Genomic DNA, 23809 nt, shown 5'->3' on the forward strand with positions numbered 1-23809 from the left:
GTTGGAACATCGTGTTGCGCCTTCCCCCGCGATGCGGTTTCAGGCGTGGACCACCTTGCGTTGCCGCACCACCAGGCTATCCACCACCCACATCACCACCATGGACAACCCCACCAGCGGGAAGGCGACGCCCAGCAACAGCATCACCCCCACCGCCGTCTTCCAGCGCGGTAGGTCATGGCGCAGCGGCGGCACGCCGAGCCCACCGGCCGGTTTGCGCTTCCACCACATCACCAGCCCGCTTACCGAACCCAGCAGGATCATCAGGCATACCAGCAGGATGACGAGCTGGTTCAACGGCCCGAACATCTTCCCTTCGTGCAGCATCACCCCCAGCTCCGTGGCGCGGGCCACCGGGCTGTAGTCCTGCCAGCGCACGTCGGCCAGTACTTGGCCGGTATACTGGTCGACATGCAAGGTGGCGTCGTTGCGCGGATCGTCGGCGAACACTGCGATGGTGAACACACCGTCGGCCGTGGTCGGCAGGGTGATGCTGTAGCCCGGTTCGACCTTGCGCAGGGTGGCGACATCCTCGACCTGCTGCAGGCTGACCTGCGGCGCCGCCGGGGCGTGATCCATCATGTGATGCCCTGCATGCTCGGCATGGGCGCCGGACACCGGCATCGGCGTGTTCTCCATCGCCCACGGCACGGTCTGGCGGTGGGCGCTGTTGAGGTCGCGCGCTTCTTTATCGGACTTCGGCACGTCGTTCCACATGGCCGCCGGGAAGCGGTTCCACAGGTCGGCGTACTGCTTGCCCCACAGCCCGGTCCAGGTCATGCCGCTGAGCAGCATCAACAGCAGCAGGGCCGAACCCCAGAAGCCGGTAACGGCATGCAGGTCGCGCCACAGCAAGCGGCCGCGCGCGCTGAAACGTGGCCACAGCACGCCCGCGCTGCTGCGCCCGCGTGGCCACCAGAGATAGAGGCCGGACACAACCAGGACGATGCCCCAGCCGGCCGCCAGTTCCACCAGCCGGTCACCGACCGTGCCGACCATCAGTTCGCCATGCAGGGCGCGGGCGATGGCCTGCAGGTTCTGCTTGCCATCCTGCTCGCCCAGCACCTTGCCGCTGTACGGGTCGACGAAGACATTCAGCTCGCGCCCGCCGTCATGCACCACGAACTGCGCGCTGCGCTCGGCGTTGATCGCTGGCAGGTACTGGCCCACCTGCCCCTGGGGATAAGCCTGGCGCACATTGGCCAGCAGCGTATCGGCAGCCTGCCGGTGATGGCCGGCCTCGACCACCATCAGCTCGCGGTACATTAACGGGTCGAGTTGTGGCTTGAACAGGTAGATGATCCCGGTGATTGCCAGCAGGATCATGAACGGCGCCACGAACAGCCCGGCATAGAAATGCCAGCGCCACGCAAGGTTGTAGAAGGAAACGTTTGGTTTGCTCATGGGAGCCTCCCGTAGACCTTGATTGGGCGCGGTCAGGCCCCGCGCCCGTTTGTTGTTGTCAGAAGCTGAAGTCGACCTTGGTCCAGAAGGTCCTGCCTGGCTCGTTCACCGGCTGGGTACTGTTGGCCGGGTAGCCGAACCCGGCGTTCCCGGCCAGGTTCAGGTGCTCGGCGTAGGCCTTGTCGAACAGGTTGTCGACGCCCGCGCTGAGCTTGAGGTTGTTGTTCACCTTGTAGGCACCATTGAGCGAGAACACGCCGAAGCCGGCACTTTTGTCGTAGTCCTTGCCGACCACGTTGCCCTGGTTCTGGGCGATGCGGTTCTGCTCGGCCACCAGGCGCCACAGGGCGCCGACGCTCCAGGTGTCGCGGCTGTAGGTCAGGCCCAGGCGGCTTTCCAAGGGCGGCATTTGCGGTAGCGCCTTGCCATCACTGCTGTTTTTGCCCCAAGCGTAGGCGAGCGTGGCGTCGGCCTTCCAGTTCTCGGTCAGCTTGTAGGCCGCGCCCAGTTCACCGCCCATGATGCGGGCGTCGATGTTCTGCGCCTGGGAGGTGAGGTTGCCCATCATGTTGCGTTGGTAGTCGAACAGGATGTAGTCGCGGATCTGGCCAACATAGCCCGATGCCCAGGCTTCCAGACGTTCGTCGCGATACTGGATGCCGAAGTCGAGCTGGGTGGTTTTCTCCGGCTTGATGCCGTCGAAGGCGTTCACCGAGCCGGCCGGGGCGCGCTTGGGCGAGAACAGCTCCCAGTAGTCGGGGAAGCGCTGGGTGTGGCCGAGGCCGATGTAAGTGGTGGCGGGGATCGCCGCCAGGTCGTGCTCGTAGCGCACGAAACCGCTGGGCAGCGTGTCGGCGCGGGTGTCGCCCTCGGTGGCGCTGCCCTTGCGGAAGTCGCGGGCCGAGGCGCGGTCCAGGCGGGCGCCGGTGATCAGGCGGTCCTCGCCGGTCGCATACCAGGTGAGCTCGCCGAAGGCGCCGTAGTTGTGGAAGTCGGCATCCTTGGTCCAGGGCTGGCCCTTGTGCGCGTTGACCCCCATGCCGCCACGCTGGCGGTGCTCGTTGGTCTGCGCGTCGATGCCGCTGATCAGTTGCACATCAGCCCAGCGCCAGGTGGCTTTGATCCGCGCACCCATGGTGCGGCGGTCGACGTTGCTGACCATGGGCATGCCCATCATGCCGCTGCCCGACGGGGTGCGCAGGGTGTAGTTGTCCATCACATGGTCGGCATAGTTGTAATAGACCTGCGCCTCGACCTTGTCGAGCACCTCGCCGAGGTTGGACTTCTCGAAGCGCAGCCCCAGGCTTTCACGCTTGAACTGCGAACCGTCCATGCCACGCCCGGCGGAGCGGGCCTCGCCGTCGCCCTTGCCGGCGGTCAGCTCGAGCAGGGTGTCGGCGTCCGGGGTCCAGCCGAGGCTGACATCGCCGTTCCACTTGTCCCAGCGCGAAGGCACGGTGTCGCCGTTGCCGTCTTCGAAGTCGTCCGAGTGCGACTGGTTGCCGACGAAGCGCACATAGCCGAGCTGGTTGCCGGCGGCGGCGTCTAGCACTTTGTCGAAGCGACCGTTGGAGCCGGCCAGCACGCTGCCGTTGACCCGGCTGCCGAGCTCGCCGAATTTCTCCGGGTCACGCTCGAAGAGTATGGTACCGGCCGAACCGCCCGGCCCCCAGATCACGCTTTGCGGGCCCTTGATCACGGTGAGGCGGTCGTAGGTTTCCGGGGAGATGTACGAGGTCGGGGCGTCCATGCGGCCAGGGCAGGCACCCAGCATCATGCCGCCGTTGGTGAGGATGTTCAGGCGCGAGCCGAACATGCCGCGCAGCACCGGGTCGCCATTGGTGCCGCCAGCGCGGATCACCGAGAAACCGGGGATGGTCTTGAGGTAGTCGCCGCCGTCGCTGGCCGGCACGGGCTGGCGCGGGTCCTTGGGGTTGGTGACCACGGTCAGCGGCGAGCTCGGGGCGATGGCGGTGATCACCGTCGGGCTCAGCTCGGCAGTGTCGTGGATGTGGCCTTCATGGCCGGTTTCGACGGCAAAGGCCAGTGGCGCGAGCAGCGAGCCGCACAGTACGGCGATGGTCCCACGCAGGGAAAGTGCAAAAACAGGGGTGCAGCCGGACATAATGATTCCAGTCGATCAGTCATGAGTCAGCGCGAAGCCTCCTGGCTTCGGGCGTTTATCGCGTTGTGTTCAGGCGACGATCGAACGGGGTGGCGCGCGGCTGCGGGCGCCGGGGAATACAGCCTGCCGGGCATGGCCCTGGCGCGTGGCATTGGTGAGGTGGACAGGGGGGATCTGGCTGCCCGCTGTCAGCGGGCTGAGGGTCTGGGGCAGGGCGGGGCAGTTGAACAGCAGGCTGCAGTAGCCGCACTTCTCCCACATGACATGCAGCTGGCCATCGTTGCCGTGGCCATGGTGCTCGTCGTGGGCCATGGGCATGCTCATCGACATGTCCATGGGCATGGCCATGCCGGCGTGGTGCTCCATCGGCATCGACTGGGAAACCAGCGGGCCGATGAAGATCATCCACATGGCGAACAGGCTCAGCCAGCCGCCACCGACGCGCCTGCGATCAGGGCGGGTGCTGCGGGCGGAGCTGTAGCGCGGCAGGCTCATGGCGAGCGCCTGTCAGTCGGTCAGTGCGTGTGTTCGTGCGCTGCGGCCTGCTCGGCCGGCGGCTGCTTCTGCACCGCGACGTCGACCGTGACGTCACCGGCTTTCTCGAAGTGCAGTGTCAGCGGGAAGCGCTTGCCGTCGGTGAGCAGGCTGCGGTCCTTGGGCTGCATGATCATCACGTGGTAGGCGCTGGGGGCGAACACCACATCCTTGCCGGCCGGGACCAACACGCTGGGCACATGTTGCATCTTCATGGCGCCGGCGGCGCTCATCACATGCTCGTGCAACTGGGCGTCGTCGGTGACGGGGCTTTTCACCGAAAGCAGGCGGTCATCGGCCTTGCCGTTGTTGTGCACGACAAAGTAGGCGGCGACGTTGGGCGCGTTCGGCGGCAGCTCCAGCGACCAGGGGTGGGCGATGTGCAGGTCGCCGACGTTGTACTCGTGGGCGTAGGCGCCGGGCAGCAGCAGGGCGGCCAGGACGAGGGCTTGCTTGAGCATGGGTGAGTCTCCGGTCTGTTCAGGTTCTGAAGGACAGCGTAGTGAACTCAGACCAGCGGAGAGGCACGGGGATTGAGCGCGGGCCAGAGCTGGCGCGGCGTGAGTTGGTAGTCGGCGAGGTGCGGCAGGTGCCCGGCGATCAGAAGCGGCGGGTTGTGCAACTGTGGCGGGTAGCTGGGCAAGGCCAGCAGTGGCGCCGCGCCCAGGCAGCACCAGCAGTTCATCATGCTGGCGCTGTCGTCGCTTTGCGGCCCCAGGTCGATCTTGGCCAGGGCCTGGACATCGACCTTGGCCTTGTTGGCCATGCTGGAGCAGAAAGCCCCCCACAGCAGCTGCTCGGCCGGGCCCTTGGGCGCGGCCGAAGACAGCGGCATGGCCAGCAGGTTGAACAGCACTGCAAGGCAGGCTATCCAGGCAATGTGCCGACGTGGGGGCATGGAGAGATCCGGTCAGGAATCGTGATGGCTATTGTACGGCGGAGTATAGGTAAAAAAGCCGGGGTGCGGTGAAGTGCCGCACCTGGGGCTGCTTTGCAGCCCTTTCGCTGCGGTTCGTCGCCACGACAAGCCAGCTCCCACAGGTGTTGCGGCAACCCTGTGGGAGCCGGCTTGTCGTGGCGACGAACCGCGGCGAAAAGGGGCGCAAAGCGCCCCCGGCGATATCAAGCTTTGCCGCGCCCCATCAGGCCGCGCACGGTTTCCTGCAGGTCAGCCGGCAGCACCACGACTTTCGAATTGTCGCTGGCCGCCAGGTTCTCCATCGCGCCAATGTAACGCTCACCCAGCAGGTACATGGCCGGCACGGTCTCGCTGCCCACCGCTTCCTTGACCAGGGTGATCGCCCGCGCCGACGCCTCGGCCAGGTTCACCTGGGCCTCGGCATCCAGCTTGGCCGCCTGCAGGCGCGCTTCGGCCTCGAGGATCGCCGCCTGCTTGTTGCCCTCGGCGCGGGTCACGTCGGCTTTACGTTCACGCTCGGCGGCCGCCTGGCGTTCCATGGCGGTCTGCATGCTCGGCGATGGCTTGATGTCCTGGATCTCCACCGAGCGCACGGTCACGCCCCAGTCTTCGGTCTGCTCGGACATCGCCTCGCGCAGGCGCGCCTTGATCTGCTCGCGGCTGGACAGCGCCTCGTCCAGGTCCATGGCGCCGACGATGGCACGCAGCGAGGTCATGGTCAGGCTGGTGACAGCGAACGAGAAGTTCTGCACGCCGTACGAGGCCTTCTGCGGGTCGACCACCTTGGCGAAGCACAGGGCATTGGCGACGATTACCGCGTTGTCCTTGGTGATGATCTCCTGCTGCTGCACGTCGAGGATGATGTCCTTGGTCGGCAGGCGGTAGGCGACCACGTCCATGTACGGGATGACGATGTTCAGGCCCGGCTTGAGGGTGCTGTGGTAGCGGCCCAGGCGCTCGACGATCCATTCCTCGCCCTGGGGCACGATGCGCACGCCCTTGAACACGGTGATCAGGACGAATACAGCGAGGGTGGCGACGACGATGAGGCTGGTCATGCTTGCGAACTTCCTTTTAGTGCGGATTCAGGCCCGGGTGACCCGGGCGGTGTTGCCTTCGATGGCGGCCAGGCGCACACGCTCGCCGGCGGGGATGTCGCTGTCGGCAACGCAGGTCCATTCCTCGTTGCCGAGGATCGGCTTCTGGAAGCGCACGCGGCCTTTCTGGAACTGCGACACGGCGCTGGTCAGCAGGCCGACTTCGCCGATCACGCTGTCGGCGGTCCAGCGCACGTCCGGCTTCTTGCGCCGGAACACCTTGAACCAGAGGGCGGTGGTGATCGATGAGAGCACCACCCACAGCAGGCCCTGCATATCGAGTTGCAGGCTGGGAGCAAGCAGCGAAATGAACGACACCAGCACGGCACCGATGCCGAACCAGAGAATGAAGAAGGTGGGGAGCACCAGTTCCAGCAGGATCAGGGCCACGCCGAAGACGAGCCAGATCCACCATTGCATTTCCATATGAGCAGGGCCTTCCAGGGGGAGGGGGCAGAGTTTACGGCAGTGGAGAGGCAAATGGCCATTTGCGGAGAAGGTTGAAGCGTCTGAGATTCCGGTCGGGCCAAGGGGCCATCGAAGTCAGCGCGTAAGTGCCGATACCAGTTCAGTCACAGAGCTGAACAACCGATCGACCTCGGGAAGCTCTGGGCGTTTGAGAATCAACACCGGAGTACCTCGCTCTCTCGCCACCTCCAGCTTCGGCTCGGTGGCCGTGCTGCCACTGTTCTTGCTCACCAGCACGTCGATCCGTCGACGTTCGAACAGGACACGCTCATCGTCGATGAGGAATGGTCCGCGCGCACCGATCACCTCACAGCGTTCATTGCCGGGACACGCTTCGAGGGCGCGCAGGGTCCAGAACTGGTGTGGGGGGATTTCGTCCAGATGTCGCAGGGGTTCGCGGCCAAGGGTGAACAAGGGGCGCTCGAACGGGGCGAGTGCCTCGATCAACCCGGCCCAGTCCTCGACTTCGCGCCAGTCATCGCCGGGCTGCGCCTGCCACGCCGGGCGGCGCAGGGCCCAGCAGGGAATGCCAGCGCTGCGTGCGGCGAGGGCGGCGTTGCGGCTGATCTGCGCGGCATAGGGATGGGTGGCGTCGATCAGCAGGTCGATGCCTTCGGCGCGCAGGTACTCGGCCAGGCCTTCGGCGCCGCCATAGCCGCCGACTCGCACCTGGCAGGTCAGGTCCTGGGGAATACGGCCGATGCCGGCGAGGCTGTAGACATGCTGCGGCCCCAACTGGCGAGCGATGGCCAGGGCCTCGGTGACACCGCCTAGCAGCAGGATCCGCCCGTTCATGCCACGCCCGCCTTGCCGACGATGCCGCCCTGGCGATCGATGGCGAACACTTCGACCTGCACCTGGGCAGGCACCACGCTGCGGGTGAAGAGCAGGGCGTGACGGCAGACCTCGTCGCCCAGGGCGATACCGGCGGCATGGGCCAGGGCCAGCGCTTGCTGGCTGGTGTTGGCGCTGACGATGGCCTGTTGCAGGGTGGTATCGGCGCCAATGGCCGCCGCCCAGCCCGCCAGCTGCGGCAGGTCGATGCTCGAATGGCGGCTGTGCAGGTCCATGTGCCCGGCCGCCAGCTTGCTGATCTTGCCGAAGCCACCGCATAGCGTGAGGCGCGGCACCGGCACCTTGCGCAGGTGCTTGAGCACGGCGCCGACGAAGTCGCCCATCTCGATCAGGGCGATCTCCGGCAGGTTGTAGACCCGGCGCATGGTGTCTTCGCTGGCGTTGCCGGTGCAGGCGGCGATGTGCGTATAGCCATTGGTGTGGGCGACGTCGATGCCCTGGTGGATCGAGGCGATGTAGGCCGAGCAGGAAAACGGCCGGACGATGCCGCTGGTACCGAGGATCGACAGCCCGCCGAGGATGCCCAGGCGCGGGTTCATGGTCTTCAGCGCCAGCGACTCGCCGTCCTGGACATTGACCGTGACTTCGAAACCGCCGCCATAGCCGCATTCGCTGGCCAACTGTCGCAGGTGGTCGCCGATCATCCTGCGCGGTACCGGGTTGATCGCCGGCTCGCCGACGCCCAGCACCAGGCCCGGGCGGGTCACGGTCCCTACGCCTTGCCCGGCGACAAAGCGAATGCCGGGCTCGGCCAGCAGGCGCACCTGGCTGTAGAGCAGGGCGCCATGGGTGACATCGGGGTCGTCGCCGGCATCTTTCAGGGTGCCGGCTTCGGCGGTCTCGCCGTTGAGATGGCAGAACTCCAGGCGCATCTCCACCACCTTGCCCTTGGGCAGGGTGATGTGCACCGCGTCGTTGTGCTGCCCGGTCAGCAGCAGGCGCGCCGCCGCCAGGCTGGTGGCGGTGGCGCAGCTGCCGGTGGTCAGGCCGCTGCGCAGGGGCGCGGGCTGTTCGCGGGTTTCTTCACGCATCGACGGGTTTCACCACGTCGAGCAAAGTGATCGGCAGGGCCTGGCGCCAGGTGTCGAAACTGCCCAGCGGCTGGGTGTGGGCGATATGGATACGGGTCAGCTCGCCGCCATGCTGGTCGCGAAATTGCCCCAGGGCGACCTCGCTTTGCAGCGTGACAGCGTTGGCAACCAGGCGCCCGCCCGGCAGCAGGCGCTCCCAGCACAGGTCGAGCACGCCTTCGCGGGTGACGCCGCCGCCGATGAAGATCGCGTCCGGACGTTCCAGCCCGGCCAACGCTTCGGGTGCCTTGCCGCGGATCAATTGCAGGCCGGGCACGCCGAGGGTGTCGCGGTTGTGTTCGATGTAGCCCTGGCGGCCTTCGTCCGCCTCGATCGCAAGGGTGCGGCAGCTGGGGTGGGCGCGCATCCATTCGATGCCGATGGAGCCGCAACCGGCGCCTACGTCCCACAGCAGTTCGCCCGGTTGCGGTGCCAGGCGGGCCAGGGTAATCGCTCGCACGTCGCGCTTGGTCAGCTGGCCGTCGTGACGGAAGGCGCTGTCAGGCAGGCCGGCCACGCGAGGCAGGCGCGGGGTATCAGGCGAGGCCTGGCATTCGATGGCGACCAGGTTGAGCGGGGCGATGTCGGTATGTGGCCAATCGTCGGCGGTGCCGCTCAGCGTTCGTTCCTGTGGGCCGCCGAGGTGTTCGAACACCTGGAGACGGCTGGGGCCGAAGCCACGTTCGCGCAGCTGCGCGGCAATGGCCGCCGGGCTGCCTTCGTCGTTGCTCAGCACCAGCAGGCGCATGCCGCTGTACAGGTGGGCATTGAGCGCCGCCAGCGGGCGGGCGACCACCGAGACCACCTGCACGTCCTGCAGCGGCCAGCCCAGGCGGGCGGCGGCCAGGGCGCAGGAGGAGGGCATCGGCAGTACCTGCAGTTCCTCGGCGGGCAGCTGGCGCGCCAGGCTGGCGCCGACGCCGTAAAACATCGGGTCGCCGCTGGCCAATACGCATACCGGCTCACCGCGCAGGGCCAGGACCGGGGCCAGGGAGAAGGGGCTGGGCCAGTGCAGTTGCTCGGCGGTCACACAGCGGGGCAACAGGGCCAGCTGGCGCGGGGCACCGATGATGCGCGTGGCCGCTAGCAGGGCGCGCCGGGCCTGTTTGCCCAGGCCGCTGAAGCCGTCTTCGCCGATGCCTATTACTGTCAGCCAGGGGACCATCTGTTCCTCATACCGTTCATTGATCGCGGGGCGTTCGACCACCGGTTTTTCATGCCGCCGGACAAAGCAGGCATAATACCGCGCCTTCTACACTGAAGCGCACTTTCACGATTGCCGGATGCCCCCTTGACGCCGCCCCTGCCCCCCGAAGTTTCGCCCCGTCCCTCGGCCTGCCCGGGGTTGTGGCGCATCGTCGCTGCGCGCGATGGTGGCATCTGCCGGATCAAGCTGCCCGGTGGCCTGCTGCTGGCCGACCAGGCCGATGCCGTGGCCGACGCCGCCGAGCGTTTTGCCGGAGGCGTGATCGAGGCGACCAACCGAGCCAACCTGCAGATTCGCGGCATTGGCCAGGATCATGGCGGGCTGGTTGAACATCTGCTGGCCGTAGGGCTCGGCCCGCGTGATGCGGCCGGTGACGATGTGCGCAATCTCATGCTCAGCCCATTGGCCGGGCTCGATCCGGCGATGGTGTTCGACACCCGACCGTTGGCCGGGCAGATTCTCGACCTGCTGGAAAGTACACCCAGGTTCCACAAGCTGTCGGCCAAGTTCGCCATGCAACTCGATGGCGGCGAAGCGCTGGCGATGCTCGAGCACGCCCATGATCTGTGGCTGTCCGCGATGCAACGCGAAGGACGGATCTGGTTGCGGTTCGGGCTCGCTAGCAGCCTGTCGAATAGCCAGGCGCTGGGCGCGGTGCCGGTGGAGCAGGGGCTGGCGTTGGTGCGCGCGGTGCTGGAGCGCTTCCTCGACCTGGCGACGCCCGAGCAGTCGCGCATGCGTCAATTGCTGCAGGTGTGCCCGCTGGGGCACTTCCTTGAAGGGCTGCCCCTGAAAATCGACACCTCATTGCTGGTTTGGCAGCGCCCGGCAACGACAAGTGCCTGGCTGGGCCTGTTGCCCCAGCGCCAGGGCGTGGCCCTTGGCGTCGCGCCGCCCCTCGGACGCCTGACCCCGGCCATGCTGCGCGGCGCCGCCCATGTCGTCCGCCAATGGGGCGATGGCAGCTTGCGCCTGACGCCTTGGCAAAGCCTGGTACTGACCAACCTGAACCCGGCCCATGTGGAGCCTGCCCGCGAACACCTTGCAGCCCTGGGCCTGCTGTGTCACAGCGAGCACCCGCTGGCGCGGGTCGTCGCCTGCACCGGCTCCAGCGGCTGCGCCAAGGGCCAGGCCGACACCAAGGCCGATGCCGTGACCCTGGCCGGCTTGCTGCACCACGGCGCCCCAGGCAGCGTGCACCTGTGCGCCTGCCCACGTTCCTGCGCCATGGCCCATACGGCCCCGGCCACCCTGCTGGCCCGCGCCCCGGGCCGCTATGACCTTTACTTGCGCGATGCGCGCCAGCCGGGCTTCGGCAGGCTGCGCGGCGCCGACCTCACCCCAGAAGAAGCAGGCGCCATGCTCGACCTGCCGACGGAGCACCTTGATGATTGACTACATCCGCGATGGTCAGGAGATCTATCGCAATTCCTTCCGCATCATCCGCGAGGAAGCCCGGCTCGAGCGGATCCCCGCCGATCTTGAAAAGCTCGCTGTGCGCGTGATCCATGCCTGCGGCATGGTCGAAGCCATCGATGGCCTGCAGTTCTCCGAAGGCGCCGGCAGTGCCGGCCGCGAGGCCCTGGCCAAGGGCGCGCCGATCCTCTGCGACGCGCACATGGTCGCCGAAGGCATCACCCGCGCCCGTCTGCCGGCCAACAACCCGGTGATCTGCACCCTGCGCGACCCGAGCGTGCCGGACCTGGCCAAGGCCGAAGGCAACACCCGTTCCGCCGTGGCCCTGGAGCTGTGGCGCCCGCACCTGGAAGGCAGCGTTGTGGTGATCGGCAACGCGCCGACCGCGCTGTTCTATCTGCTGGAAATGCTCGATGCCGGCGCACCGAAGCCGGCGTTGATCCTTGGCTTCCCGGTTGGCTTCGTCGGCGCCGCCGAATCCAAGGCGATGCTCGCCGCCGACAGCCGCGGCGTGCCGTTCGTGATCATGCAGGGCCGCCTGGGCGGCAGCGCGATGGCCGCCGCCGCGGTCAACGCCCTGGCCACGGAGGTGGAATGATGCAGGCACGCGGACGACTGCTGGGCCTGGGCGTGGGCCCGGGCGACCCCGAACTGATCACGGTCAAGGCCTTGCGCCTGCTGCGCGAGGCGCCGGTGGTGGCGTACTTCGTCGCCAAGGGCAAGCGCGGCAACGCCTTCGGCATCATCGAAGCGCACCTGCAAGCCGAACAGACCCTGTTGCCCCTGGTGTATCCGGTGACCACCGAGGCGCTGCCGGCACCACTGTCCTATGAACAGGTGATCAGCGACTTCTACGACGAAGCCAGCGTGCAGGTGGCCGAACACCTGGATGCCGGCCGTGACGTGGCGGTGATCTGTGAGGGCGACCCGTTCTTCTACGGCTCCTACATGTATCTGCATGATCGCCTGGCCTCGCGCTATGAGGCCCAGGTGATCCCGGGCGTGTGCTCGATGCTCGGCGGCGCCTCGGTGCTCGGAGCGCCGCTGGTGTATCGCAACCAGACCCTCACCGTGCTTTCCGGCGTGTTGCCCCATGAGGAACTCAAGCGCCGTCTGGCCGATGCCGACGCCGCAGTGATCATGAAACTGGGACGCAACTTCCCCAAGGTGCGCCAGGTGCTCGCCGAACTGGGCATGGATAGCCGTGCGCTGTACGTGGAGCGGGCGACGATGGCCAACCAGAAGATCGTCGCGCTGGACGAGGTCGACCCACAGTCCTCGCCATACTTCTCGCTGATCATCGTGCCGGGTGAGAAATGGCAGGGATGAACAAGGCTCCGGCAATCGTCATTCTCGGCCCGGGCAGCCTGGCCACCGCGCGGCGTATCCAGGCCTGTTATCCACAGGCGCTGATCCATGGCCTGGAAGGGCGCGTGGAAGGGGCGGACGTATACTACGCAGCATTTGGCGACACCCTGCGTGCGCTGTACCAGCAGGACACGCCGATCATCGCCCTGTGCGCGGCAGGTATCGTCATTCGCACCCTGGCGCCGCTGTTGAGCGAAAAAGGCGTCGAGCCACCGGTACTGGTGGTGGCCGAGGACGGCAGCGCCGTGGTGCCGCTGCTCGGTGGCCTGGGTGGGGTCAATATCATGGCCCGAGAGATCGGTGAGGCGCTGGGTGTGAGCGCGGCGATCACCACCAGTGGCGAACTGCGCTTCGGCACCTGTCTGCTCAACCCGCCCGAGGGTTACGCACTGGCGGACCTGGAGCAGGGCAAGCGCTTCGTCTCCGACCTGCTGGCGGGCGAGGCGGTGCGTGTCGAAGGTGACGCGCCATGGCTCGAACACGTCCAGCTGCCCGCCAGTGACGAGGCGCAGCGCACTATCCACGTGGGCAGCGCACTGCGTCCGGCCAGCCGTGACGAACTGCTGATCCATGCGCGTTGCGTGGTGGTGGCGGTCACGGCCGGTAGCGCCGACCTGGCGCACCAGGTACGCGAGGAACTGCTGCGGGCGAACATCGCCGAGCCCGCGCTGGGCTGCCTGCTGGCGAGCGAAGCCGAGATGGCGGAGCCGGCCCTGCACGAAGCTGCACGGGCACTGAATGTTGCCCTGCGCTTCGCCCCGGCCGCCGAAAGCCTGGAGCGGATGCTGGCTGATGCAGTGCCGCAAGCGCGTGTAGGTTCGTCGGCGGGGCTCGCCCACGGTGTTTGCGCAGCACCTGTCGACATCGACCGCGTTGGCCGTCGCCGTGGTCGCCTGGCCGTGATCGGCCTGGGCCCTGGTGCCGCCGAGCTGATGGTGCCGGCGGTCAAGGCGGAGCTGGCGCGTGCGCAGGATGTGCTGGGTTACGAAACCTACGTGCGCATGGCCGGCCCCTTCCGCGACGATCAGGTGCTGCACTGCACCGACAACCGCGAAGAGTTGCAGCGTGCTCGGCATGCCTTCGAGCTGGCGGCGCAAGGGCGTTCGGTGGTGGTAGTGTCGTCGGGCGATCCGGGCGTGTTCGCCATGGCCGCCGCGGTGCTCGAAGCGCTCCACGAGTCCAGTGACCCGGCCTGGCAGCGCGTCGAGCTGGAGATCCTGCCTGGCGTCTCGGCCTCGCTGGCTACCGCCGCCCAGGCGGGGGCGCCACTGGGCCACGATTTTTGCGTGATGTCGCTGTCGGACAACCTCAAACCCTGGTCGATCATCGAGAAGCGCCTCGACCTGGCGGCCCAGGCGGATCTGGTGCTGGCGTTCTACAACCCGATCTCCAAGGCCCGCCCTCATCAGCTGGGTATGGCGCTGGAGGTGGTACGCCGCCATCGCGGTGCAGGCACCCCCGTGGTGCTGGGCCGTGATATCGGCCGGCCAGGGCAGACCCTGCGCGTGGTGACCTTGGGCGAGCTGCTGCCGGAGATGGTCGACATGCGCACCATGGTGCTGGTCGGCTCCTCGACCACCTGCACCTTCCCCCGTGCCGATGGCGGCCGGTGGGTGTATACGCCGCGCTGGTACCCCGCCAAGCCCTGAGCGGAGCCGGGGTCAGGGCAGCAGGTAGCCCTTGATCCCGGTGAAGATGATCTGCGCCGCCAGGGCGCAGACGAACAGCCCCATCAGGCGGCTGACGATCTGCAGGCCCTGGTCGCCGAGAATCCGTTCGATACGGTGCGAGAGGTACAGCACCAGGCCCACGGTGAAGCTGGCCAGGGCGATGCTGACGATGGCCAGCAGCTTGTCGTCCCAGTGCGGTTGGCCCACGCCCATCACCAGCAACGCACCGATGGTGCCGGGGCCGACGGTGAGCGGAATGGTCAGCGGCACGATGGTCACGTCCTGCTGCACGTTGTCGGTCTGCACCGCCGACTTGCCCTGGGCCATGCCCAGCGCGGAGATGAACAGCACCGAGCCGGCGCCGATGCGGAAGGCGTCGGCGGTGATGCCGAATACCCCGAAGATCACCCGCCCGAACAGGTACAGCAGCACGCTGGCGACCAGCGTGGCAATGGCTACACGCCAGGCCAGTTGCTTGCGTTCCTTGCTGGAGTGGCCGCGAGTCAGGCCGATGAAACATGAGAGCACGAAGAACGGGCTGTAGAGCACGAGCATTTTCAGGTAAACGCTGAACAACTCATGGAGCATGGCGCTGGGTCCGCGGCGGGAATGGGTGGCACCTGTATAGCACGGAACCTGTAGCAGCGGCTTCAGCCACGATCACCCGCGAAGCGGGTGCCCGATTCTGAGGTGGCTGCCTCGCGGCTGAAGCCGCTGCTACAGGATCTGCGTGGTGTCGTCGGACACCGCCTGGCGCTGCCCCGCCCAGAACTGCACCAGCTCGCGCAACTGCGACAACTCCACCGGCTTGGCCATGTGCCCGTCCATGCCAGCCAGGCGCGCGCGTTCCTTGTGTTCGTTGAGGATGTGCGCGGTCAATGCCACCACCGGGGTACGCGGGCGCTGGTTGGCGCTTTCCCAGGCGCGCAGCTGCTGGGTGGCGGAGAAACCATCGAGCACCGGCATCTCGCAGTCCATCAGCACCAGGTCGTAGTGCTTGGCCTTCATCGCCTGCAAGGCCTCTTCACCATTGCTGGCGGTATCGGGTTCGAGGTTGAGCTTGCCGAGCATGCCGCGGATGACCTTGGTCGAGATGCTGTTGTCCTCGGCCACCAGGATGCGGAAGTCGCCGGGCAGGTCCAACGGCACCGGGGTACCGACCGGCAGTGGCGGTGCGGCCTGCTCGCGGCCGCGCAGGGCGAGCTCCTCGGCAAGGGTGGTCTTGAGCGTGTAGCCGGCCACCGGCTTGGCGAGGATACGCTTGACCCCGGCGTTGCGGGCGATGATCTTGCTCGGCGCATTGCTGATGCCGGTGAGCATGACCACCAGGATGTCGTGGTTCAGGCTCGGATCTTCCTTGATCTTCGCTGCCAGTTGCATGCCGGTCATGCCGGGCATGTTCTGGTCGAGCAGCACCGCGTCGAAATAGTCACGCAGATGCGCCTTGGTGCGCAGCAAGGCCAGTGCCTCCTTGCCCGACGGCACCGCGCTGACGTTCATGCCCCAGGCGCTGCATTGCTGCACCAGCACCTTGCGGCAGGTGTCGTTGTCGTCCACCACCAGTACCCGGGCATCGCGCAGCGGGCCGTCGAGGTCGGTGGGCGGCTGCTCCAGGCGCAGCGGGTCAAGCGGCAGGGTCAGCCACAGGGTGTTGCCCATGCTGGTGCTGGTCTTGATGCCGAACTCGCCCTGCATCAGGCCGATCAGTTGCTTGGCGATCACCAGGCCAAGGTGGCCACCGAGTTTGTTGCTGGAGAGGAAGTGGCGGCTGTGCAGCTCGGCCTGCAGCAAGGCGTCACGCTCGGCCGGCGGCATGGGCTCGCCGCTGTCCTGCACGGCGATGCGCAGGCGTGGGCTGTCGCCGCGCTGGTCGAGGGCCACCACCAGCAGGATCTCGCCCTGGCTGGTGTTCTTCAGGGCGTTGTCCAGCAGGCTAGACAAGGCCTGGCGCAGGCGTGTCGGATCGCCGCTGACGACCCGGGGCACCTGGGGCTGGGTGAAACTGATCAGCTCGATGTTCTGCTGTTCGGCCTTGGCCCGGAAGATGTTCAGGCAGTCCTCGATCAGGGCATTGAGGTCGAACTGCACGTCGTCCAGCTCGATCTGCCGCGACTCGAGCTTGGAGATGTCGAGGATTTCGTTGATCAGGGTGAGCAGTTCGTTGCCGGCGCTGTGGATGGTCTGCACATAGTCGCGCTGCTTGACCGACAGCGGCGTGCCCAGCAGCAACTCGGTCATGCCCAGCACGCCGTTCATGGGGGTGCGGATCTCATGGCTGATCTTGGCCAGGAACTCGGCCTTGGCGTTGATCTCGGCATCGCTGGCGGCCAGGGCGCGGCTGGCGCGAAAGCGCTCCTCGCTGATCCGGCGCAGGCGCTCGCTGACTGCCAGGTTGAGCAGCAGGCCGCTGACCACGGTCAGCGCCATGAGGATGCACAGCAACCAGGGCGTGGAGGTGCGGGTGAGGCCCAGCAGGGCCGGCAGCAGCACCAGGCCGCCGAGGTTGAACACCAGCATCGCCACGGCGAACAGGCGCGCCGGGCCGTAGCCCTTGTACCAGTGATAGCCGCTGACCAGCAGCATGCTCACGCTGCCCAGGGCGAGCAAAGCGTAGGTCATCAGGTTCAGCGGCAGGGTGTCGACGAACAGCAGCACCAGGCCGCTGACGGCGGCCACCAGCATCTCCAGGTGCAGCAGGCGGTTGAGCCGCGCCGAACTGCAGGGGGAGAAGAAGTGCAGGGTGAAATACAACCCGGCCAGGCCTGCCAGCACCAGCGTCAGGTAGGCCGCCGGGGTCTGCGCGCTGTGCCACAGGTGCCACCAGGGCCCGCTGAGGTTTAGCAGGATCAGCGCGCTGAGCAACATCAGGCCGTGGTACAGCGCCAGCACCAGCGTGGTACTGGAACGCGTGTAGGCAAAACGGATCAGGTTGTGCAGGATCAGCATCACCAGGCCACCGAACAACAGGCCGAACAGCAACGACTGGCGCTGGTCGGCGGCGGCGTGGGCGGTGGTCTCGACCGTGATGGCCGGGCGCAGTTGGTGTTCGGAAACCAGCCGCAGGTAGATATCCAGCGGTTGGTTGCTGTGCGGCAGTGGCAGCACGTGGTCCCTGCCGCGCAGGGTGGGGCTGAGGCCGTCGCCCTGCCGGCCATGGTGCAACTGGCGCAGCAGTTTGCCGCCTTCCAGGGCGTAGAGGTCCAGGCGTGACAGGTCGGGGGCGAAAATACGAACCAGTTGTTCCTGGTCGCTCGGATCCAGACGGTAGTGCAACCACAGGGCCTGGTCGGGGAGGGCGGCATCCAGTTCTTCGAGGGCCAATGGGCTGAACTGGTTGCGGTAGCGTTCGGAGCGCACGTCGGACAGCTGCAGGTTGGCCTGTTCATCGAGCAGCGCCGACCAGCCCGCGGCCTGTTCGGCGTGCGCCGGGAGCAGGCAGAGCAGGGTCAGCAGACTGACGAACAGGGCTATGGCAATCCGAAGCCGACGCACGACGAAATCCCTTCTTAGCTAATGTGCCGGATAACCACTATGCGCGGCGCGCCAAGGCGAAGGCAAGGCCCCGGCGGGGCCTTGACGACGAGCCGAAGGCCGTGCGCCGGGAGCGCCACGACCGTTGGCTGCACTTTTACTGCTGCTCACCGCGCTCGCGGGCGATGGCCCGGTAGCCGATGTCGTTGCGGTAGAAGCTGGCGTCCCACTTGACCTGCTCGGCCAGGCGGTAGGCCTGCTGCTGGGCGGCTTCGACGGTGTCGCCCATGGCGGTGGCGCACAGCACGCGGCCACCGGCGGTGACCACCTGGCCGTCCTTCAGTGCGGTGCCGGCGTGGAACACCTTGCCTTCCAGCTTGGCGGCGGCGTCCAGGCCGCTGATCGCGGCGCCCTTGGCGTAGTCGCCCGGGTAACCACCGGCGGCCAGCACCACGCCCAGGCTCGGGCGCGGGTCCCATTGCGCTTCGACCTTGTCCAGGGCCTTGGCAAAGGCTGCTTCGATCAGCAGCACCAGGCTCGACTCCAGGCGCAGCATGACCGGCTGGGTTTCCGGGTCGCCGAAGCGGCAGTTGAACTCGATGACCTTGGGGTTGCCCGCCTTGTCGATCATCAGGCCGGCATACAGGAAGCCGGTGTAGACGTTGCCTTCCTCGGCCATGCCGCGCACGGTTGGCCAGATCACCTGGTCCATCACGCGCTGGTGCACGTCGGCGGTGACCACTGGCGCTGGGGAGTAGGCACCCATGCCGCCGGTGTTCGGGCCGGTGTCCTGGTTGCCGACACGCTTGTGATCCTGGCTGGTGGCCATTGGCAGCACGTTGTGGCCATCGACCATGACGATAAAGCTGGCTTCCTCGCCGTCGAGGAACTCTTCGATCACCACGCGCGAACCGGCTTCACCGAAGGCATTGCCGGCGAGCATGTCGCGCACGGCGTCTTCGGCTTCCTGCAGGGTCATGGCGACGATCACGCCTTTACCGGCGGCCAGGCCGTCGGCCTTGATCACGATCGGCGCGCCTTTCTCACGCAGGTAGGCCAGGGCCGGCTCGATCTCGGTGAAGTTCTGGTAGTCGGCAGTCGGGATCTTGTGGCGGGCCAGGAAGTCCTTGGTGAAGGCCTTGGAGCCTTCCAGCTGGGCCGCGCCCTTGGTCGGGCCGAAGCAGTCCAGGCCACGGCTGCGGAACAGGTCCACGACACCGATGACCAGCGGCGCTTCCGGGCCGACGATGGTCAGGTCGACGTTCTTCTCGGCGAAGTCGGCCAGTTGCTCCAGGGCAGTGACGTCAATGGCGACGTTCTCGCACTTGGCTTCGCTGGCGGTGCCGGCGTTACCCGGCGCCACGAAGATTTTCTCGACCCGTGGGTCCTGGGCGACTTTCCAGGCCAGGGCGTGTTCACGACCGCCGCTGCCGATGATCAAAACTTTCATGTCAAAACCTCGAAATCTGTCGAACGAGAGGCAGCGCCCCTCGCTGTACGAGGTCGCAATGAAACAGGTAGATGCAAGGCGGGGACGGTTCCGATGAGCGCAGTTGCCTTATGGCAATGAGCATCAGCGGAACCGGCCCCAACGCAGCAGATGCCTGCTTCAGTGCGGCCGATTGCCATAATCAGTGGCGGAAGTGGCGCATGCCGGTGAATACCATGGCGATACCGGCCTCGTCGGCGGCGGCGATGACTTCGGCATCGCGCATCGAACCACCTGGCTGGATCACGGCGCTGATACCCACTTTAGCCGCGTTGTCGATGCCATCACGGAACGGGAAGAATGCATCCGATGCCATTACCGCGCCCTGCACTTGCAGACCGGCATGCTCGGCCTTGATCGCGGCGATGCGCGCGGAGTTGACGCGGCTCATCTGGCCGGCGCCGACGCCGATGGTCTGGCGCTGCTTGGCGTAGACGATGGCATTGGACTTGACGAACTTGGCCACTTTCCAGGCAAACACCAGGTCGTGGATTTCCTGCTCGGTCGGCGCACGCTTGGTGACGATCTTCAGGTCGTCGGCAGTGATCATGCCGATATCGCGGCTCTGCACCAGCAGGCCACCGTTGACGCGCTTGAAGTCCCAACCGGCGGCGCGCTCGGCTGGCCACTCGCCGCACTCCAGCAGACGCACGTTCTGCTTGGCGGCCATGACTTCGCGGGCGGCCTGGGAGATTTTCGGGGCGATGATCACTTCGACGAACTGGCGCTCGACGATGGCTTTGGCGGTTTCGCCATCCAGCTCGCGGTTGAAGGCGATGATGCCGCCGAACGCCGACTCGGTGTCGGTGGCGTAGGCCAGGTCGTAGGCCTTGCGGATACCGCCTTCGTCTTCAGGCACCACGGCCACGCCGCACGGGTTGGCGTGCTTGACGATGACGCAGGCCGGCTTGACGAAGCTCTTCACGCACTCCAGCGCGGCGTCGGTGTCGGCCACGTTGTTGAACGAAAGCTCCTTGCCTTGCAGCTGGATGGCGGTGGAGATGCTGGCTTCGCCTTTCTTGGCCTCGACGTAGAACGCCGCGCTCTGGTGCGGGTTCTCGCCGTAGCGCATTTCCTGGGCCTTGACGAACTGGCTGTTGAAGGTGCGCGGGAACTCGCTGCGGTCTTCTGTGGACAGGGTGTCCTTGGCCTGGTCGATGGTGCCCATGTAGTTGGCGATCATGCCGTCGTAGGCGGCGGTGTGCTCGAAGGCCTTGAGCATAAGGTCGAAGCGCTGGGCGTAGGTCAGGCCGCCGGCTTTCAGGCCTTCGACAATGCCGGCGTAATCGCTGGCGTTGACCACGATGGCCACGTCCTTGTGGTTCTTCGCCGCGGAACGGACCATGGTCGGGCCGCCGATGTCGATGTTCTCGATGGCGGTCGGCAGGTCGCAGCCCGGCTTGCTGATGGTGGCTTCGAACGGGTACAGGTTGACCGCGACCAGGTCGATCGGCTTGATGCCATGCTCGTTCATGATGGCGTCGTCGGTGCCGCGACGGCCCAGGATGCCGCCGTGGATCTTCGGATGCAGGGTCTTGACCCGGCCGTCCATCATTTCGGCGAAGCCGGTGTAGTCGGCCACTTCCACCGCGTTCACGCCATTGTCCTTGAGCAGCTTGTAGGTGCCGCCGGTGGACAGGATCTCGACACCGAGCTGCTGCAGCTCACGGGCGAATTCGAGGATACCGGTCTTGTCGGAGACGCTGATCAGGGCGCGGCGGATCGGCAGGCGGGTAGTCTGGTCGGTCATTTCAGATTCCATAACGCGGTGGAGTCAGCAAAAAAGGCGCCTCTTTGCATGAGCGCCTTTTTGGTTGGGGTTCTGGCCTTACAACAGATCGTACTGCTTGAGCTTCTTGCGCAGCGTGCCTCGGTTGAGCCCGAGCATCTCGCTGGCCTTGGTCTGGTTGCCCTTGACGTAGTTCATCACGCATTCGAGCAGGGGCGCCTCGACTTCCGAGAGCACCAGGTTGTACACGTCCGTGACGGTAGCGCCTTCCAGGTGGGCGAAGTAGTTGTGCAGTGCCTTCTCGACGCTGTCGCGCAGGGTCTGGCCCTCTTCGCTCGGCGTGTTCAGGTGCTGCTTGAGGTTGGCGTTGTCGCTCACGGGCGTTGTTCCACTCACTAATGTCTCGGTCATCATCGTCATGCGGCCACCCCTTGTTCGTCCTCTGTCCCAAGGCTCTGTCGACGTTCGGCGAAAAACGCCTGAACGTTGGCGCACTGCGCTTGTGTGTCTTGCAAAGCGTTGAACTGGCTGCGGAACTCCTTGCCGCCAGGTCGGGTTGCCAGGTACCAGCCAACGTGCTTGCGGGCGATCCGCACGCCCATCACATCGCCATAGAAGGCATGCAGCGCGGCCAGGTGCTCCAGCAGAATGCGTTCTACTTCGTCCAGCGCCGGGGCGGGGAGGTGCTCGCCCGTGCGCAGGTAATGCTCGACCTCGCGGAAAATCCACGGCCGCCCCTGGGCGGCACGGCCGATCAGCAGGCCGTCGGCGCCGGTGGCATGCAGCACCGCCCGGGCCTTTTCCGGCGAGGTGATGTCGCCGTTGGCGAATACCGGGATCGACACCGCCTGCTTGATCGCGGCGATGGTGTCGTACTCGGCGTCACCGGTGTACAGGTCGGCGCGTGTGCGGCCATGCACCGCCAGCGCCTGGATGCCGGCCTGTTCGGCGATCTTCGCCACGTTCAGGCCGTTCTTGCTCGCCCGGTCCCAGCCGGTGCGGATCTTCAGCGTCACCGGTACGTCCACGGCGCCGACGACGGCATGGAGGATTTCGGTGACCAAGGCTTCATCTCTCAATAAAGCAGAGCCTGCGGCCTTGTTGCAGACTTTTTTCGCCGGGCAACCCATGTTGATATCGATGATCTGCGCGCCGGCCTCGACGTTGGCCCGGGCCGCCTCGGCCATCATCTGCGCGTCGCCACCGGCGATCTGCACCGAGCGTGGCTCGGGATCACCTTCGTGGATGCGGCGCAGGCTCGACTTGCGGCTGTTCCACAGGCGCATGTCGCTGGAAACCATCTCCGACACCACCATGCCCGCGCCAAGGCGTTTGCACAGCGTTCGGAAAGGTTGGTCCGTGACGCCGGCCATGGGGGCCAGGATCAGGTTGTTCTGCAGTGTGTAAGGGCCGATGCGTACCGCCGACATAGGTGTTCCCTGTTGTGGGGCCGAATCATTGGAGTTCGAAAAAGGGATGGCATGATACCCGCTCTCGATGACCGGATAAAGATGAATCTGGATAAAATCTGAACAGTTGCGGCGTTATGACACCCAGTGCCAAGTGGCGAGCTTCAAGCTGCAAGAGGCCTGCAGACAGGCTTTTACCTGCGGCTTGAAGCGTGCCGCCTGTCGCTTATTCCGGCGAACGGAAGCTCAGGCTGTAGTTAACCGCCTTCGGCCCAGGGTCGAGGATGTCCAGGGCGATGTGGATCGGCGTCTGGCTGGGCATCTCGCCGCGCCCGGCCAGTTCGCCCGACAGGTACTCGCTGGGCTTGAAGCGCCGGCTGGCGATCAACTGGCCGTTGAGGTCGGCGAAGCGCAGCTCGAGCAGCGGGAAGGGCTGGGCGAAGGGCGCACGGTTGTAGATGATCGCGTCGACGATCAGCGCCCCTTTGAAGTCCGGGTGGCTGCGCACCACCAGGTTGCTGCTCTTGATCCGCGAGATGTCGACGCGGGTCGGCACCTGGCAGCCGAGCATCGGACACAGCTGTTGGAACCAGGGGCGATACTGGTCCTGGCGGGCCATTTCGTCGAAGTGGAACCAGATGTACTGGAATGCCAGCAAGCCCGCGGCCAGCAGGGTCAGGAGACCCCACAACAGGCGCTTGCCCCAGTTCGGGGCTGGCTTTTCCCAGCCCAGCTGCAACGGGTCGTCGACCACGTCGACCAACGGCTCCTTGCGCGAGCGCTCGGGCTTGGCGGCCAGGCTCGGTTCCAGGCGCTGCCCGGGATGTTCGTCGGGGTCATCGTCGCGGGCCGAGAACGGCGCGCCGTGCACCTCGTCGTCGAGCGCCGAAAGGCCCTTTTCCGGCAAGGGTTCGTCATGGCTGGGCAGCTGCCGCGAGGGTTCGTCGAGGTCGTCGTCGAGTGGCCGATCGCGCACTGGTGGTTCATCGTCCAGATCGAGGCTGGTCGCGCCGAGGGTAGGCTCGGTGCGCTCGTCGTCGGCCGGCGCCAGGTCCAGCGGCTCCTGCTCGACCAGCATCGGTGCGTCCTCGCGCTCCTGCGCCGGCTCACGGTCGCCGTCAGTGGCCGTGCCGAACGGTTCATCGCCAGGCCCATCACCGAGCTGATCGTCGCGGCGGGCCTGGAGCATGCCCTTGGCCGGGGCTGCGCGTCGATCACCCGGGCTGCGCCGTTCAAGGCGCGCCAGCTCCTGGTCGAGGTCGAGGGCGTCCAGTTCCTCGGCCGTGACCGTCCAGTTGTCCTCGCTCGGTGCCGGCGGGGCGGCCTCCGGTTGCACGGCTGCGGGCGCTGGCACGGCCGGCTCGACTGCCGGCACCGGCGCACGAATGTCGCCTTCGCCAGCCGTGGCGCGGTTCTGCTCCAGCAGTTGCTTCGCCGCGTTGAACACCTGCAGGCATTGGCCGCAGCGCACCACGCCGCGGGCCACGCTCAACTGGTGATGGGTGACGCGAAAGCTGGTCTGGCAATGCGGGCACTGGGTGACGAAACTGTCGGTCATGCGGCTGTCCGGGAAGCTGT

21 protein-coding genes are annotated in these 23809 nt (G+C 66.3%); 4 read left to right on the top strand and 17 right to left on the bottom strand.

Annotated elements, in window-relative coordinates:
- Positions 1 to 39 precede the first annotated feature (39 nt).
- From ACQ4OD_RS10185 to cbiE, 10 genes are all read right to left on the bottom strand, one after another.
- Positions 40 to 1404, bottom strand: coding sequence for a PepSY-associated TM helix domain-containing protein (locus ACQ4OD_RS10185; protein ID WP_430944237.1), 1365 nt, complete (start codon positions 1402 to 1404; stop codon positions 40 to 42).
- A 58-nt stretch (positions 1405 to 1462) separates the two neighbouring features.
- The gene (locus tag ACQ4OD_RS10190; protein ID WP_430944238.1) at positions 1463 to 3529 is read right to left on the bottom strand and encodes a TonB-dependent copper receptor; all 2067 of its coding nucleotides are present in this window, start codon (positions 3527 to 3529) and stop codon (positions 1463 to 1465) included.
- A gap of 69 nt (positions 3530 to 3598) precedes the next feature.
- Positions 3599 to 4024, bottom strand: coding sequence for a DUF2946 domain-containing protein (locus ACQ4OD_RS10195; protein WP_102683975.1), 426 nt, complete (start codon positions 4022 to 4024; stop codon positions 3599 to 3601).
- Between the two features lie 20 nt (positions 4025 to 4044).
- A complete protein-coding gene (locus ACQ4OD_RS10200; RefSeq protein ID WP_430944239.1) occupies positions 4045 to 4524 on the bottom strand; it encodes a copper chaperone PCu(A)C in 480 nt (159 codons plus the stop codon).
- A 47-nt stretch (positions 4525 to 4571) separates the two neighbouring features.
- A complete protein-coding gene (locus tag ACQ4OD_RS10205; protein ID WP_258599775.1) occupies positions 4572 to 4961 on the bottom strand; it encodes a DUF2946 domain-containing protein in 390 nt (129 codons plus the stop codon).
- A 224-nt stretch (positions 4962 to 5185) separates the two neighbouring features.
- Positions 5186 to 6040 (bottom strand): SPFH domain-containing protein, encoded by an 855-nt coding sequence (locus ACQ4OD_RS10210; RefSeq protein ID WP_023631114.1) that lies wholly within the window; start codon positions 6038 to 6040, stop codon positions 5186 to 5188.
- A gap of 27 nt (positions 6041 to 6067) precedes the next feature.
- Positions 6068 to 6505, bottom strand: a complete 438-nt coding sequence (locus ACQ4OD_RS10215) for an NfeD family protein (protein WP_023631113.1) — start codon at positions 6503 to 6505, stop codon at positions 6068 to 6070.
- Between the two features lie 117 nt (positions 6506 to 6622).
- On the bottom strand, positions 6623 to 7342 hold the full coding sequence (locus ACQ4OD_RS10220) for a cobalt-precorrin-6A reductase (RefSeq protein ID WP_198754593.1): 720 nt from the start codon (positions 7340 to 7342) through the stop codon (positions 6623 to 6625).
- Positions 7339 to 8433 carry a cobalt-precorrin-5B (C(1))-methyltransferase gene (locus ACQ4OD_RS10225; RefSeq protein ID WP_430944240.1) on the bottom strand — a complete coding sequence of 365 codons (1095 nt, stop codon included), beginning with the start codon at positions 8431 to 8433 and terminating at the stop codon, positions 7339 to 7341. The genes ACQ4OD_RS10220 and ACQ4OD_RS10225 overlap by 4 nt, the downstream gene beginning before the upstream one ends.
- Entirely contained in the window at positions 8426 to 9637 is a 1212-nt protein-coding gene (cbiE, locus tag ACQ4OD_RS10230) for a precorrin-6y C5,15-methyltransferase (decarboxylating) subunit CbiE (RefSeq protein ID WP_430944260.1), read from the bottom strand. The genes ACQ4OD_RS10225 and cbiE overlap by 8 nt, the downstream gene beginning before the upstream one ends.
- A 111-nt stretch (positions 9638 to 9748) precedes the next feature.
- On the opposite strand from cbiE, the gene cobG reads away from it, so the two are divergent.
- The 4 genes from cobG to cobJ are packed head-to-tail and all read left to right on the top strand — an operon-like array spanning position 9749 to position 14112.
- Positions 9749 to 11074, top strand: a complete 1326-nt coding sequence (gene cobG, locus ACQ4OD_RS10235) for a precorrin-3B synthase (RefSeq protein ID WP_430944241.1) — start codon at positions 9749 to 9751, stop codon at positions 11072 to 11074.
- A complete protein-coding gene (locus ACQ4OD_RS10240) occupies positions 11067 to 11693 on the top strand; it encodes a precorrin-8X methylmutase (protein WP_046854044.1) in 627 nt (208 codons plus the stop codon). Before cobG ends, ACQ4OD_RS10240 begins: the two co-directional genes overlap by 8 nt.
- The gene (locus ACQ4OD_RS10245) at positions 11690 to 12424 is read left to right on the top strand and encodes a precorrin-2 C(20)-methyltransferase (protein WP_102683173.1); all 735 of its coding nucleotides are present in this window, start codon (positions 11690 to 11692) and stop codon (positions 12422 to 12424) included. The genes ACQ4OD_RS10240 and ACQ4OD_RS10245 overlap by 4 nt, the downstream gene beginning before the upstream one ends.
- Entirely contained in the window at positions 12412 to 14112 is a 1701-nt protein-coding gene (gene cobJ, locus ACQ4OD_RS10250) for a precorrin-3B C(17)-methyltransferase (protein WP_430944242.1), read from the top strand. Before ACQ4OD_RS10245 ends, cobJ begins: the two co-directional genes overlap by 13 nt.
- Before the next feature lie 12 nt (positions 14113 to 14124).
- Here cobJ and ACQ4OD_RS10255 read toward each other — a convergent pair whose 3' ends face one another.
- The 7 genes from ACQ4OD_RS10255 to ACQ4OD_RS10285 form a co-directional block, all read right to left on the bottom strand.
- On the bottom strand, positions 14125 to 14721 hold the full coding sequence (locus ACQ4OD_RS10255; RefSeq protein ID WP_023633040.1) for a MarC family protein: 597 nt from the start codon (positions 14719 to 14721) through the stop codon (positions 14125 to 14127).
- Positions 14722 to 14850: 129 nt separating this feature from the next.
- Positions 14851 to 17625: a hybrid sensor histidine kinase/response regulator gene (locus ACQ4OD_RS10260; protein ID WP_102683175.1), complete on the bottom strand. Its 2775-nt coding sequence runs from the start codon at positions 17623 to 17625 to the stop codon at positions 14851 to 14853.
- A 136-nt stretch (positions 17626 to 17761) separates the two neighbouring features.
- Positions 17762 to 19054 carry a phosphoribosylamine--glycine ligase gene (purD, locus tag ACQ4OD_RS10265; RefSeq protein ID WP_198754597.1) on the bottom strand — a complete coding sequence of 431 codons (1293 nt, stop codon included), beginning with the start codon at positions 19052 to 19054 and terminating at the stop codon, positions 17762 to 17764.
- Positions 19055 to 19235: 181 nt separating this feature from the next.
- Positions 19236 to 20843 (bottom strand): bifunctional phosphoribosylaminoimidazolecarboxamide formyltransferase/IMP cyclohydrolase, encoded by a 1608-nt coding sequence (gene purH / locus ACQ4OD_RS10270; protein ID WP_430944243.1) that lies wholly within the window; start codon positions 20841 to 20843, stop codon positions 19236 to 19238.
- Positions 20844 to 20921: 78 nt separating this feature from the next.
- Positions 20922 to 21242 carry a DNA-binding transcriptional regulator Fis gene (gene fis / locus ACQ4OD_RS10275; protein ID WP_011535876.1) on the bottom strand — a complete coding sequence of 107 codons (321 nt, stop codon included), beginning with the start codon at positions 21240 to 21242 and terminating at the stop codon, positions 20922 to 20924.
- Positions 21239 to 22252: a tRNA dihydrouridine synthase DusB gene (dusB, locus tag ACQ4OD_RS10280; protein ID WP_102683176.1), complete on the bottom strand. Its 1014-nt coding sequence runs from the start codon at positions 22250 to 22252 to the stop codon at positions 21239 to 21241. The genes fis and dusB overlap by 4 nt, the downstream gene beginning before the upstream one ends.
- Before the next feature lie 205 nt (positions 22253 to 22457).
- Positions 22458 to 23789 (bottom strand): DUF3426 domain-containing protein, encoded by a 1332-nt coding sequence (locus ACQ4OD_RS10285; protein ID WP_139673733.1) that lies wholly within the window; start codon positions 23787 to 23789, stop codon positions 22458 to 22460.
- Between the last annotated feature and the right edge of the window lie 20 nt (positions 23790 to 23809).

This window comes from Pseudomonas sp. WC1 (genome assembly GCF_050586565.1).
In the GTDB taxonomy this organism is placed as follows: Bacteria; Pseudomonadota; Gammaproteobacteria; order Pseudomonadales; family Pseudomonadaceae; genus Aquipseudomonas.